The following is a 12576-nucleotide window of genomic DNA, read 5'->3' on the forward strand; positions in this document are numbered from 1 at the left end:
ACAACAGTCGTGAAGGAGAAATCAGCGGGATCGCGGCTGGCCGTCAGGTACGAACACATAGCCATAACCCCAGACTGTTTGCAGATAGCGCGGGCGGGTTGGATCCGGCTCCACCAGTTTGCGCACTCTTGAAACCTGAACATCCATGCTGCGGCTGTCAGTATCGCAGCCAGGTCCACGGGCTAGCTCAATCAACCGCTCGCGAGAGAGAGGGCGATGAGGGTGCTGAACAAAAGACGCCAACAAGCTGAACTCGCCACTGGTAATGACAACAGGCTTGCCTTCACGGGTAAGCGTGCGGGCAGCCAGATCCAGCACGTTGTCTCCAAACACCACATCGCCCCCCTCCGCCAGAGGTGTGCCTGCGGGCAGGGCACTGCGCCGCCTCAACACCGCTTCAATCCGAGCTGAAAGCTCCCGCGGCAGAAAAGGTTTGGCCAGGTAATCGTCAGCCCCCTGCTCCAGACCAATGATCCGGTCAACGCCCTCTGCACGGGCCGTGAGCATCACCACCGGCAGGTCATCTCCGGCATCCCTGAGACGACGCAATGCCGTCAGCCCATCATCGCCGGGCATCATCAGGTCGAGCACGATCAAATCAGGCCGCTGAAATTCCAGCCGAGCCTCAAGCTGCTTCACATCGCTGAGGCTGCGGACGTCATACCCCTGATCCAGCAGATAGGTCCCAACCATCTGACGCAAATCAGGGTCATCGTCGACCACCCAGATCATCGAAGTGCGGGGCATGAGTTCTGTCGCTGCTTCAAGTTGCACTGATCGTATGGATCCCGTTGCCTCCTGTCGCGCTGAAACGAACCTTGTCACAGCTGATCAGATCACTGTCACGACTCAGACATGTCCATGTCGCCCAATCTCCATATGCTCAATGAATGGCGAAGCGCTTGTCACAACCGGTGTTGATGGCCTTCGTGTTGTTCGGGTTGCAAAGTCTTGACCTGTTCTCCGCTGTTCTGGCGAGCCCACGGCATGTTCAGGTCTATGGGAAACGCATGGAGGCACTGTTCATCCTGATGGATGTCAACGGTGACGGTCGGCTGGAAACGGGAGAAGTCAGGGGTCGGCCCTATTTCGAGAGACGACTGCAACGGCCTGATTCACGGGGCTACTTGCTGCTGAAAGATCTCAGACCCCTGAGCCCTCATCCCAGTGGTCAGCGGCTGCAGAAACGCTTCCGTCAGGCCGATCGCAATGGTGATGGTCGGATCGACCGGCATGAATGCCAATCACTACCATGGTTGAGCAGGAATTTTGTAAGTTTCGATCTCGACGCCGATGGCGGACTAACACTTGAGGAACTGTGGACGGTGCAGCGTTCGCTCGCTCCGCGCCCCTGATGTTGTTCGCGAATGATGTTTTTGGCGAATGATGTGTTTCGCAACTGATGCTTTCCACCACTGATGCTTAACGGCGGGGCCTGGATCGACGCTGAATCACTTGACTCGGCTTGGGCCGCTCAGAGCTGAACAACCGTGTGAAGGATTTAACCAGGCGGAACACTCCAGACACCAGGGCCAAAAGGCCTGCGAGAAGCAGCATGGCAATCAGGATGACCGCGGCAATGCCGAGCAAGGCCTCCAGGAGCTGTCCCAGGCCTCTGATCAGATCAGCAATGGCTTCGCTGACCACCACCATGGCGTCGACCTTCTGAGGCAACCAGCTCAGAAATGCGAGCAACCCTGAACCAAGGGCCAGCAATAAAACACCCTCAAGCATCTGACGGCCGACTGAAACAGCCCTCGACCGTGGGCTCTTTCTGAACACTCTCCGAGTCTTTGGCACAGCACTAAGAGGTCTCAGATTTGGGGAATTCATGACGCCGTCTCCTGAGCGAGGCGGGTAATCAGTGACCGGCGCTCAAAGGCGATCAAAAAGCAGCGAGACGCTGACGGCAAGAACTCAGCGATCCAAACAACAGAACTCTTGAGGTTGGACGGACTCACTGCTTTGCGAAAGCTCAGGCATTCGGGTCATTCTGAGCTGCCTGGCTCAGAGGTCAACGCTCTTGATCAGGTTGTGCAGGATCGCTGATCGGAGTGTCTGTTGTGACCTCAGGGACCTGCGCAGGCTTTGGAGATTGCACTTCAGGCAATGGCAACAGAATCCCCAAGGCGCCCAACACCACAACGGCGGCACCTCCAAGCAGCGGCGCTGTCAGCCTTTGCGTCAAAGGGATCCTCTCAACAAGATCGCGGCGATGAAGTGGTTCATGCTGAATCGATGGCCAGGCAAGACAGACACGACCATCGCTTCGCAAGGCATCAAGACAACGCACTAGATCGGCCAGTTGAGCATCATCAAGATGGATGGACAGTGGCGGAATATCCGGCTGGCCGCTGGTGAGATCAAGACGATGCTGAGACCCATCAGGGACCAGCCTCACTGGATCGTTCAGCGCTCCCAGAGACCGAACCACACCTGAAAGACGCAGACGCACATAGGGAATCACCACCTGCATCAACGCTTCCAGATGTTCGCGTTTGCCCTCCAGCTCTGAGGCACCGACAATTTTCAAGCGCCAAGTGGAAAGGATTCCGATGGCCTGATCCGCATGACCGGCTGAAAAGTCAGGCAAACCTTCAACTTCCAGTCGTGCAGTGGTTTGGTCGTAGCGGTAGGACTGTTTGAGCATCACCATTCAGGGGGTCGGATCAAGAAGACTGGCGCGGAGACGATCCACCCCACCGGGGCCAGCAGCAAGTGCCAGGGTCAACACCAGCTGCCGCTGCAGCGGGCCTTCGGGTGCACTGCCGAGGAAGCGCTGAATGGCTCCACGCCGCAGATTCATACGCTCTTCAATCAGGTCGCGCAGACGCTGATGGACCAGCTCCCAGCGCTGGCGAGTGAGCTCCCGAGGCTCTTTGCTGGAGAGCAACTGGTGAAGCATCGGATAGAGACGGTCGGCCATCACGCAGAGGATCCTGATCAAGGCCTCTGTTTCCACAGCACTGAGCTGACCACGTCGTGTGGAACGCCTGAGCGGGTTATGGCAGCGACGTTTCCAGAGCTCAACCCGATTGGGAAAGATCATTTCAAAGCCAAGCTGACGGGTCGCCCAGAGCATGGCCTCCCCTCCGTTCAGGTCAAGAGCTTCAACAGTGAGCAGAAGCAGATCTAGGCGCTCGAGAGCACGGCGGCCAAGAACCGCTTCAGGAATCGACGGATCTGGAGCCGCCTCAGCAGTGACATCGGTCATGGCTGCGATGATGCCAGGGTTGAGGCCTTTGCGTCACCACCCTGTGGATCTTCGTCAGTTCATTCGCGATGTGCCGGACTTCCCAAAACCAGGAATTCTCTTCCGCGACATCTCGCCAATGCTGCGCGATCCCCATGGATGGAGCGCAGTGATGCAGCAGCTTGGCGACGTCTGCGACCAACTCCAACCAGACCTGATTGTGGGCATTGAGTCCAGGGGCTTCATCGTGGGCACTCCTCTGGCAACCCAGAAAGGGATTGGCTTTGTGCCGGTCAGAAAACCTGGAAAACTTCCAGGCGATGTGACGGGTGTCGATTACACCCTTGAATACGGTTCCGATCGTCTTGAAATCCAGACCGATGCTTTGGCGGATGGATCCCGTGTCCTGCTAGTAGACGATCTGCTTGCAACAGGTGGAACGGCAGCAGCCAGTGTTGAACTGATTCAAAAGGCTGGAGGAAAGCTCGTGGGCTGCGGGTTTGTCATTGAGCTGGCAGGTCTGGCCGGACGAAGTCGATTGCCGGAGAAGCTTCCTGTCACATCACTCATCCGTTACGACTGATTCAGAGCAAGAGGCTGGAAGGTCAACCATGCAACTCATCAGCAGGGACGTTTAATCCTGCTGCTGTTGCCAATCCAGAACCTCCTGATATTGCGTGAGGTTCAGCAATCCAAAACTCCAGAGAACAACAGGAAGAGGAGCCTGCTCTAGATGGGCCTGACGAATGCCGAGATTGATGGCGTTCTCACTCAATCCCAGCCGCTGCTGCAGAAAGCCAATCAACGCGCGGGAAGCCACTGGCTGTGGATCACTGCTGATGACCATCAACTGCAGAGCGAGATGCTCATTTTGGCAGCGGTTTCAGCAAGGCGCCCGGGCCATCGGTCATCGCGGACAGACTCAGGCGTCGCATCCAGCTGACGTGCTTCAACATGAAAAGCGCGAGGCGCCTGAAAGGCATCAGCAGCGGATTGTGATTGGAGAAGAAACGAATCAGCAGGTCCGTCGCCAGCAAAACACCAGCAAGATCGAAACGACGACAACGGGAATAGCGCCGAGCCAGTGATGGGAACGCCATCTCTCCGCATCGCATTGCCTCGGTCAGGTGCAAGAGGTCACTGACATCACGCCAGCAAAGATTCAAACCCTGTCCACCCACTGGATGGCAGCGATGACCTGCTTCTCCCACCAGAAGCAAGGAATCACGGTGGAGACGCGGCGCCAGACTCAACTCCAGTGGAAACGCTCCGGGATCATCGAGCAGCTGAACTGCGTTGAGCCCATCAGGCAGGATTGCGTTCAGGGCCGACAACAGCTCTGCGCTAGAGGACGCAGCTCGGTCTCGACATCGCTGCAGCGGTGCACTCCAGACCACCTGATAACTGTCCTGTCCAAGCGGCAGAACGGCCATAGGGCCTTCAGGACGGAACAGTTCGTAAGCACAGTGTTGACCCGCTCCCGTCAAGCGGAGCTTTGCGGTCAGGCAACCCTGTTGGTAGGCATGGGACCAGAAGGGAACCTCAGCGCAACGACGCAGCATGGAACGCGGGCCATCCGCAGCGACGATCCACTGGCAAGGCCCAGCGGTGGTGAGAGCCCCTTCTGCTGGCGTGGCGTCATCCAATTGCAGCACAACCTGCTCTGAGGCCTCAAGCCGTTCCAGCAGAAGATGCATCAGGGGGCGATGGTCAAGAATCCAACCAATCGCCTCCGAGCTGCGATTGCCAGGTCGCAGATCGCGAACGTTGAACCAGGCTGTGCGATGGGCGGAGCAGTCATCAAGCCGCAGAGTGCGAAAGGGCTCCAGATGATCCAGCAAGGCAGCCCAAAGGCCGAGACCTTGCAGAAGACGCCTGGACGAGTGCGTGATGGCGTAAGCGCGGCTGCGATTCAACAGCAACTCAGCGCTCAAGCGATCGTGAAGAACAACAGAAAAGCCCTGATGCGCTAAACCAAGCGCCAACAGGGCTCCCGTTGGACCAGCTCCAACGATGCGGAACTGGTGATGGACTGCTTTGACAGCGGAGTCTCTGATTTGAGGATCAGCCGTCAACACATCAAACAATCAGCCAATGCCGAGAAGACCACGGGTGAAAGCTTCGCCACCCAGAGCGAATTCCGTGGCGAGCAATGCAACGAAACCGAGCATGGCCATGCGGCCATTCAACATTTCTGCGCGCTCGTGGAAGCCCCAGCCGCTCTCCGTATCCACCACTTGCATGCGGGGTTCGGTTGCGAAAGCGTTGAGACGACCACCATCTTCAGTGGTCACGGTGGCGCCGCGGATAGCGGGAGCGCTGGAAGGAACCTGGGACATGATCAACCTGACTACTTTACGCAGCGTAACGCATTATTAAGAACTTTTACGCAAACGCAATCTGCAGAGATCCTCAAATGCCGGTCTGAGCAGAAAGGGGTATTCCCCAACCCAGAGCTTGAGTTGCGGCAGCCACACATCGGTGAGGGCGCCAACACTGGAAAAGTCCTTGCGGTCACTGAGAACAATGCAGCGAACCAGCACGCCGACACGAATCGCGGAATGGGTCTTGATCATGGGAAAACTGACTCGCCCCAGGTAGCCGTCTTCATCCGCAAGCTCAAGGATCAACCAGGTTCTGCGGTTCTCAACCAGTTCCAGCCGACCGCTGGAATCAGCTTGCTCACGCTGATTCTCCACCCGTTCCCTGGTGTAGGCCTCAATCACCTCCCCCTCGAAAAGAGCGGCCGAAGGGTATCGGCGCAATGACGCATTCCTGCGACCAGCCTCGAGGATCGGCCCCCAAAGGATGTAGAGAAGCAACACCACACCGGCAACGAGCCAGACGGAACCCCAGCGGTTGAAGGAAAGGCTCTGACTGATCAATAGTGTGATCACACCTCCGATCCCTGAGATCAGGAGCCGCTGGAGGATCTTGCGTGGATCTCCCAAGGCAAACCTGAACTGAGTGCCGGTCGCCACTGCTGGAATCAACGTCTGCAGCTCGCCGGGACGGAGTGGAATCAGCATGAAAACTCAGATCAGCCTCTCCAGGCCGTAAACAAGGCCTGGGAGCTGTCTCACCTTGCGGATGCACAACAGCACACCTGGCATGTAGGCGGCGCGATCAATTGTGTCGTGGCGAAGCGTGTAGGTCTCACCCGGCGCGCCGAACATCACCTCCTGGTGAGCCACCAGTCCCGGCAGGCGCAGGGAGTGCAGACGCAGACCGCTGGGGCGTTCCCCGCCGCGGCTGCCCTCGAGCGACTCATGCTCATCAACCTCTGCAGCATTGAATGTCTTGCCGAGCTCCTCCATCAGCTCTGCGGTTTTGATGCAGGTCCCACTGGGAGCATCGGCCTTGCGGTTGTGATGCAGCTCGGTGAGCTCGGCATGGTCATAGAAACGTGCCGCTGCAGCCGCGGCCTGCTGGAGCAGCACCATGCCCACCGAAAAGTTGGGAATCACAGCGCCACCGACGGAAGCCTTCTCAGAAAAACTCTGCAGATCCTTGAGTTGCTCGGGAGAAAGGCCTGTGGTGCCGATCACAGGATGCACTCCATACGCGATGGCTGCTCGAGTGTTCGCGTAAACAACGGATGGATGGGTGAAGTCCACCATCACTGCCCCCTGGCCGGGACCGGCATCCCGAACCGCCTGACTGGTGGCGCACAGGCAGCCCTCCAAGTCTGCCGTCACAGCCACCTCCATGGCACCGAAACCCAGCAGTTCGCCGATATCTGCTCCTTCCTTGCCCGGTGTCGTATCGACTGCCCCCACCAGATGACAGTCCGTTGAGGACTGAACGGCGCGGATGACCTCGGCACCCATGCGCCCTAGCGCTCCGGTGACCAGAACAGGGATCGACTGATTCGCAACAGCGCTCATGCCAGGGGTGTCTCTACTCAGAGCCTATGGACAGGTCGAGTTGTAACACCGCGAGAAAACATGCGCGTAGAACTGCTCCTCGCCGTAAAGTTCGTTACACAGCTCAACGTGCGCCGATGTTCACACAGGTCCGCTCCGCCAATCGCCGCGTGGCTCCTGTGGAGGGTCAGAACCACAAATCCGTGATGAAGGCGGTTTATGTGGTGCTTGAGCCTCAGTACCAAAGCGCACTCACTCAGGCAGCCACAGCCCTGAACGCCAGTGGTGGCGATCTGGGCATCGAGCTCAGCGGATACCTCATCGAGGAACTGCGCGACGACACCAACTACGCAGACTTCAAGCACGACGTCGCCGAAGCGGATGTCTTCGTCGCCTCGTTGATCTTCATCGAAGATCTGGCTCAGAAGGTCGTCGATGCCGTCACACCCCATCGCGACCGTCTGAAAGCCGCAGTTGTCTTCCCCTCCATGCCGGAGGTGATGCGTCTCAACAAACTCGGCAGCTTCTCGATGGCGCAGCTCGGGCAGAGCAAGAGCGCTATTGCCGGCTTCATGAAAAAGCGCAAGGAGGCGGGCGGAGCGGGCTTTCAGGACGCCATGCTCAAGCTCCTGAACACTCTGCCCACCGTTCTCAAGTATCTGCCTGTTGAGAAGGCGCAGGATGCGCGCAGCTTCATGCTCAGTTTCCAGTATTGGCTGGGGGGAACACCAGACAATCTGCGCAACTTCCTGTTGATGCTGGCTGACAAATATGTCTTCCCCACAGAGGAAGGCGAAGAGCGTCCCGTCATGGACGTTGCCGCTCCCGAAGTCTTTCCCGACCTCGGCATCTGGCATCCACTGGCACCGTCGATGTTCGAGGACCTCAGGGAGTACCTCAACTGGACCTCCAGTCGAACCGATCTCTCCGAGGCAGCTCTCAAAGGCCCGGTGATCGGCCTCGTGCTGCAGCGCAGCCACATTGTCACCGGAGATGATGCTCACTACGTGGCAACGATCCAGGAATTGGAGTTCCGTGGTGCCCGGGTAATTCCCATTTTTTGCGGGGGCCTCGACTTCTCCAAGCCTGTCAATGCCTTCTTTTACGACCCGCTTAATCCAGAGCAACCGCTTGTTGACGGCATCGTTTCCCTCACCGGTTTTGCGCTGGTTGGTGGCCCTGCCCGCCAGGACCATCCAAAAGCAGTTGAGTCACTGAAAAAACTCAATCGTCCCTACATGGTGGCTCTACCGCTGGTGTTTCAGACGACCCAGGAATGGGAAGACAGCGACCTCGGCCTGCATCCGGTTCAGGTTGCACTGCAAATTGCCATTCCAGAGCTGGACGGAGCGATCGAACCGATTGTCCTCTCAGGACGAGATGACGCCACCGGCAAAGCTCACACACTGCAAGATCGAGTTGACGCAATCGCTGAACGGGCGATCAGGTGGTCGTCTCTGCGCATCAAGCCCCGCGTCGACAAAAAGCTGGCGATCACGGTGTTCAGCTTTCCACCCGACAAGGGAAACGTGGGCACTGCGGCCTATCTCGACGTCTTCGGCTCCATCCATCGCGTTATGGAGGAGATGAAAGCGAAGGGATACGACGTGAAGGATCTGCCTGCCACCCCCCGGGCATTGCTTGAAGCGGTGATCAACGACGCCAATGCCATGCAGGGATCCCCGGAGCTTTCCATCGCCCACAGGATGAGCGTCGAAGAATATGAGCGTCTCACTCCCTACTCGGAACGACTTGAGGAGAACTGGGGCAAACCTCCCGGCAACCTGAACAGCGATGGCCAGAACCTGCTTGTATTCGGCAGGCACTTCGGCAACATCTTTGTCGGCGTACAGCCCACCTTCGGCTACGAGGGTGACCCCATGCGTTTGCTTTATTCGCGAAGCGCTAGTCCTCATCATGGATTTGCCGCTTATTACACCTACCTGGAAAAAATCTGGCAGGCCGATGCAGTGCTGCATTTCGGCACCCACGGGTCACTGGAATTCATGCCTGGCAAACAGATGGGGATGAGCGAGACCTGCTACCCGGACTCCCTTATCGGCTCCCTGCCGAATCTCTACTACTACGCAGCCAACAATCCGTCGGAAGCCACCATCGCCAAGCGTCGTGGCTATGCATCGACGATCAGCTATCTCACTCCGCCCGCAGAGAATGCCGGGCTCTACAAGGGTCTTAAAGAACTTGGCGAATTGGTCGGCTCCTACCAACAACTTCGTGAAGGTGGTCGCGGTGTTCAGATCGTCAACACAATTGTCGAGACAGCTCGCCAATGCAACCTGGACAAGGATGTTGATCTTCCCGAAGAGGATGCCTCAACGCTTGATCTGGAAGGCCGCGATGCGCTTGTTGGCGCTGTCTATCGCCAACTCATGGAGATCGAAAGCCGCCTGCTTCCCTGCGGACTCCACACCATCGGCAAACCGCCAACAGCTGAAGAAGCCATCGCCACTCTAGTCAACATCGCCGCACTCGAACGCGATGAAGACGGACTTCGTTCCCTTCCAGGTTTATTGGCGGAATCCATTGGTCGAACAATCGAAGACGTTTACAAGGGAAATGACAACGGTGTACTCGCCGATGTCGAACTCAATCGCACCATCACCGAGACATCACGCGCAGCCACCTCGGCGATGGTCCGCTCCGTCACAGGCAGTGACGGGAGGGTCAACCTGCGCAACAACTGGTCCTGGTTCAACGATCTGCTTGCCCGCTTCGGCTTCAAGCGAACTTCCCCATGGCTGAAGGCATGTCGAAGCAAGGGATTCAACGAGGTTGACCCCACAGAGCTCGACAGGCTGTTCGGATATCTGCGTTTCTGCCTTGAACAGGTCTGTGCCGACATGGAGATGGAAAGTCTCCTCAAAGCTCTTGACGGCGAGTACATCCTCCCCGGGCCTGGCGGTGATCCGATCCGCAATCCCGGAGTTCTGCCCAGTGGCAAGAATATCCACGCCCTGGATCCTCAGGCGATACCAACCCGGGCGGCTGTATCCGCCGCCAAAGGGGTCGTTGACAAGTTGATCGAGCGCCAGCGCGAAGAGCAGGGAACCTGGCCCGAAACCATTGCCTGCGTTCTCTGGGGCACGGACAACATCAAGACCTACGGCGAATCTCTGGCTCAGATTCTCTGGTTTGTGGGTGTGAAGCCAATGCCGGACTCAGTGGGCCGAGTCAACAAACTCGAGCTGATTCCTCTTGAAGAGCTGGGGCGTCCCCGTATTGATGTGGTGGTGAACTGCTCCGGAGTGTTTCGCGATCTGTTCATTAATCAGATGGCACTCATTGATCAGGCCGTGAAGATGGCAGCTGAAGCTGATGAGCCGCTTGAGCAGAATTTTGTGCGCAAACATGCCCTTGAGCAGTCTGAAAAAGAGGGAAGCAGCTTGAGAGACGCTGCTTGTCGCGTGTTCTCCAATGCCAGTGGCAGCTACAGCTCCAATGTGAATCTGGCCGTGGAAAACAGCACCTGGGAAGAGGAAGGCGAGCTGCAGGAGATGTATCTCTCCAGGAAAACCTTTGCCTTCAATGCTGACAATCCCGGTGAGATGAATCAGAAGCGTGATGTGTTCGAGAGTGTCATGAAGACGGCAGACGTCACGTTCCAGAATCTGGATTCCGCTGAGATCTCCCTGACCGATGTAAGTCACTATTTCGACTCGGATCCCACCAAACTGATCGCCGGTCTGCGCGACGACGGCAAATCACCCACCAGCTACATCGCCGACACCACCACCGCCAATGCTCAGGTGCGTTCCCTGAACGAGACCATTCGTCTCGACTCACGCACCAAACTTCTCAATCCAAAGTGGTACGAGGGAATGCTCGACTCGGGTTATGAGGGTGTTCGAGAAGTTGCCAAGCGCCTCAATTTCACCCTTGGCTGGAGTGCGACCAGTGGCTCGGTTGACAACTTCGTCTACGAAGAAGCCAACGAAACATTCATCAATGATCCGGAAATGCGCCAGCGTCTTCTGGATCTGAACCCCAACAGCTTCCGGCGGATTGTGGGCACGCTGCTCGAGGTGCATGGACGTGGTTACTGGGAGACCTCTGATGAAAACATCCAACAGCTGCAGGAGCTCTACCAGGAGGTGGAAGATCGAATTGAAGGAGTCACGACTGCCGAAGTCTGATCATGGCCTTTCAGCTCTGACGCTCAAGCCATGCAGCCTCTGGACTGAGACCAGCTTTTGAATAGCTGGGGATACTGCTCAGAGAGAGCGTTCGCATCGATCCAGACAGAGCTGATCAAGTGATGCACGGTTGGTGATCTTCAATCGGTATCGAGCCCAGATGCCATAAAGAGTGTCAACCACTGGTCCGAGCACTGGCCAGCGGGTTGGCGCATACAGCCAGCCGAGACCAATCAGGCGATAAGCCTCGCGAAACACCGCGACATCAGTGAGCACAGTTCCATCGGCCTGAATGGCATGAATCCTTGCCATCGCCTGGCGATAACTGATGCCTGACCAGTCCTCAGGGGAGTAGTCCGGTGCATCAACATCGATGAAACGGATGGACTGATCGCGATCCTTGCGACGTAGAAACGTCACCTCACGGACGCAAAGTGGACATCCCCCGTCGTAGAGCAGGGTGAGCTCAGGGCTCGTGCTCATGAGTTCTTTTCAGAGGGATCTGTTCTAGCCAGATCATTCACGAACCTTGCCGAGCAACCGCCGCGGCCATGGTCACCACCTGACTGATCGGTCCTACGTCGTGCACTCGCACCACGTGAATCCCAGCCTCTACAGCCCTTGCGCAGACAGCAGCCGTACCCCAGATCCTTGCCTTGGCACGGGGCTGGTCAAGAACAGCACCGATGAAACGCTTTCGAGACGGTCCAAGCAAAAGCGGAATGCCGTCCTGCTGAAGGTCTTCCAGATGACGGATCAGCATAAGATTTTGTTCCGTGGTCTTGGCGAAACCAAGACCTGGATCCCAGATCAGCTGTGCCCGACTGAGGCCTGCCTGAAGAGCCCGATCAGTGCTGAGCCTGAGTTCCTGCAACACTCCGGCGACAACGCCCTGGTCGCCGTAATCGGTGCAGTTATCCATGGTCTGACTATCACCGCGACTGTGCATCAGCACATAGGGGCAACCAGCATCAGCCACCAACGGCAGCATGGCAGGGTCGCGCCTGCCTCCACTGACATCATTGATCCAATCGGCGCCTGCCTGCAAAGCCGCTCTGGCCACGGATGCCAGGAAGGTGTCCACAGAAAGAATCACCTGGGGATGGGCTGCTCGAATGCTTTCCAGACAAGGGAGAAGTCGAGAAAGTTCTTCTTCCGCACCAACATCAACAGCACCGGGCCGGGTGCTCTGCGCACCGAGATCAAGCACTTGCGCCCCATCCCGAATCTGACGTGACGCTTCGTTCAAGGCCAGATCCGCCCGGTTGAACCGCCCACCATCACTGAAGGAGTCAGGGGTGATGTTGATCACCCCCATCACAGCCGGGCGATGGCCCCAGCAGGCGGGATGACGCATCACTGA

The 12576-nt window shown here is 57.4% G+C and carries 14 protein-coding genes; 3 read left to right on the plus strand and 11 right to left on the minus strand.

The genetic code is table 11. The annotated features are described in order from the left end of the window. Positions 1–21: 21 nt before the first annotated feature. The gene (locus SIB58_RS08160) at positions 22–747 is read right to left on the minus strand and encodes a response regulator (protein ID WP_186537738.1); all 726 of its coding nucleotides are present in this window, start codon (positions 745–747) and stop codon (positions 22–24) included. 143 nt (positions 748–890) lie between these two features. Between SIB58_RS08160 and SIB58_RS08165 the strand changes: the two genes are divergently transcribed. After that, a complete protein-coding gene (locus tag SIB58_RS08165) occupies positions 891–1355 on the plus strand; it encodes an EF-hand domain-containing protein (RefSeq protein ID WP_231856981.1) in 465 nt (154 codons plus the stop codon). A gap of 67 nt (positions 1356–1422) precedes the next feature. Here the strand turns inward: SIB58_RS08165 and SIB58_RS08170 are convergent, their stop codons facing one another. The 3 genes from SIB58_RS08170 to SIB58_RS08180 all read right to left on the minus strand — a co-directional run bounded on the left by SIB58_RS08170 (position 1423) and on the right by SIB58_RS08180 (position 3214). Beyond that, a complete protein-coding gene (locus tag SIB58_RS08170; RefSeq protein ID WP_414494813.1) occupies positions 1423–1695 on the minus strand; it encodes a hypothetical protein in 273 nt (90 codons plus the stop codon). Positions 1696–2014: 319 nt separating this feature from the next. Continuing rightward, complete coding sequence (locus SIB58_RS08175; RefSeq protein WP_231856979.1) at positions 2015–2656, minus strand: DUF4335 domain-containing protein; 642 nt, start codon at positions 2654–2656, stop codon at positions 2015–2017. Beyond that, positions 2657–3214, minus strand: a complete 558-nt coding sequence (locus tag SIB58_RS08180; protein ID WP_066905401.1) for a DUF3038 domain-containing protein — start codon at positions 3212–3214, stop codon at positions 2657–2659. Here SIB58_RS08180 and SIB58_RS08185 point away from each other — a divergent pair. Beyond that, a complete protein-coding gene (locus SIB58_RS08185; protein WP_066905399.1) occupies positions 3213–3776 on the plus strand; it encodes an adenine phosphoribosyltransferase in 564 nt (187 codons plus the stop codon). The two genes, SIB58_RS08180 and SIB58_RS08185, sit on opposite strands and share 2 nt — an antisense overlap. A 51-nt stretch (positions 3777–3827) precedes the next feature. Here SIB58_RS08185 and SIB58_RS08190 read toward each other — a convergent pair whose 3' ends face one another. From SIB58_RS08190 to dapB, 5 genes are read right to left on the minus strand one after another with little or no spacing between them, the layout of a single operon-like run. Further along, entirely contained in the window at positions 3828–4040 is a 213-nt protein-coding gene (locus SIB58_RS08190; RefSeq protein WP_066905397.1) for a DUF2949 domain-containing protein, read from the minus strand. Between the two features lie 19 nt (positions 4041–4059). Further along, entirely contained in the window at positions 4060–5268 is a 1209-nt protein-coding gene (locus SIB58_RS08195) for an FAD-dependent monooxygenase (RefSeq protein WP_231856978.1), read from the minus strand. A gap of 12 nt (positions 5269–5280) precedes the next feature. Further along, positions 5281–5532, minus strand: coding sequence for a chlorophyll a/b-binding protein (locus tag SIB58_RS08200; RefSeq protein ID WP_066905395.1), 252 nt, complete (start codon positions 5530–5532; stop codon positions 5281–5283). A gap of 36 nt (positions 5533–5568) precedes the next feature. Continuing rightward, positions 5569–6222 (minus strand): hypothetical protein, encoded by a 654-nt coding sequence (locus SIB58_RS08205; protein WP_066905393.1) that lies wholly within the window; start codon positions 6220–6222, stop codon positions 5569–5571. Between the two features lie 6 nt (positions 6223–6228). Continuing rightward, on the minus strand, positions 6229–7080 hold the full coding sequence (gene dapB / locus SIB58_RS08210; protein WP_066905391.1) for a 4-hydroxy-tetrahydrodipicolinate reductase: 852 nt from the start codon (positions 7078–7080) through the stop codon (positions 6229–6231). A gap of 116 nt (positions 7081–7196) precedes the next feature. Here dapB and SIB58_RS08215 point away from each other — a divergent pair, with 116 nt between their 5' ends. Then, positions 7197–11213: a magnesium chelatase subunit H gene (locus SIB58_RS08215; protein ID WP_066905389.1), complete on the plus strand. Its 4017-nt coding sequence runs from the start codon at positions 7197–7199 to the stop codon at positions 11211–11213. A gap of 78 nt (positions 11214–11291) precedes the next feature. Here the strand turns inward: SIB58_RS08215 and SIB58_RS08220 are convergent, their stop codons facing one another. Together SIB58_RS08220 and folP are read right to left on the minus strand one after the other, a co-directional pair. Beyond that, positions 11292–11696 carry a thiol-disulfide oxidoreductase DCC family protein gene (locus tag SIB58_RS08220; RefSeq protein WP_066905387.1) on the minus strand — a complete coding sequence of 135 codons (405 nt, stop codon included), beginning with the start codon at positions 11694–11696 and terminating at the stop codon, positions 11292–11294. A gap of 37 nt (positions 11697–11733) precedes the next feature. After that, positions 11734–12570 (minus strand): dihydropteroate synthase, encoded by an 837-nt coding sequence (folP, locus tag SIB58_RS08225; RefSeq protein WP_066905385.1) that lies wholly within the window; start codon positions 12568–12570, stop codon positions 11734–11736. Positions 12571–12576 lie beyond the last annotated feature (6 nt).

The organism is Synechococcus sp. MIT S9504 (assembly GCF_047497135.1).
Lineage (GTDB): Bacteria > Cyanobacteriota > Cyanobacteriia > PCC-6307 > Cyanobiaceae > Synechococcus_C.

Excerpts from the sequence above, each read along its gene's own strand:
- SIB58_RS08190 (WP_066905397.1), bottom strand. The coding sequence starts at position 4,040 with ATGGTCATCAGCAGTGATCCACAGCCAGTGGCTTCCCGCGCGTTGATT.
- SIB58_RS08200 (WP_066905395.1), bottom strand. The coding sequence starts at position 5,532 with ATGTCCCAGGTTCCTTCCAGCGCTCCCGCTATCCGCGGCGCCACCGTG.
- SIB58_RS08160 (WP_186537738.1), bottom strand. The coding sequence starts at position 747 with ATGCCCCGCACTTCGATGATCTGGGTGGTCGACGATGACCCTGATTTG.
- SIB58_RS08175 (WP_231856979.1), bottom strand. The coding sequence starts at position 2,656 with ATGGTGATGCTCAAACAGTCCTACCGCTACGACCAAACCACTGCACGA.
- dapB (WP_066905391.1), bottom strand. The coding sequence starts at position 7,080 with ATGAGCGCTGTTGCGAATCAGTCGATCCCTGTTCTGGTCACCGGAGCG.
- SIB58_RS08220 (WP_066905387.1), bottom strand. The coding sequence starts at position 11,696 with ATGAGCACGAGCCCTGAGCTCACCCTGCTCTACGACGGGGGATGTCCA.
- SIB58_RS08205 (WP_066905393.1), bottom strand. The coding sequence starts at position 6,222 with ATGCTGATTCCACTCCGTCCCGGCGAGCTGCAGACGTTGATTCCAGCA.
- SIB58_RS08180 (WP_066905401.1), bottom strand. The coding sequence starts at position 3,214 with ATGACCGATGTCACTGCTGAGGCGGCTCCAGATCCGTCGATTCCTGAA.
- SIB58_RS08215 (WP_066905389.1), top strand. The coding sequence starts at position 7,197 with ATGTTCACACAGGTCCGCTCCGCCAATCGCCGCGTGGCTCCTGTGGAG.
- SIB58_RS08185 (WP_066905399.1), top strand. The coding sequence starts at position 3,213 with ATGGCTGCGATGATGCCAGGGTTGAGGCCTTTGCGTCACCACCCTGTG.
- folP (WP_066905385.1), bottom strand. The coding sequence starts at position 12,570 with ATGCGTCATCCCGCCTGCTGGGGCCATCGCCCGGCTGTGATGGGGGTG.
- SIB58_RS08165 (WP_231856981.1), top strand. The coding sequence starts at position 891 with ATGGCGAAGCGCTTGTCACAACCGGTGTTGATGGCCTTCGTGTTGTTC.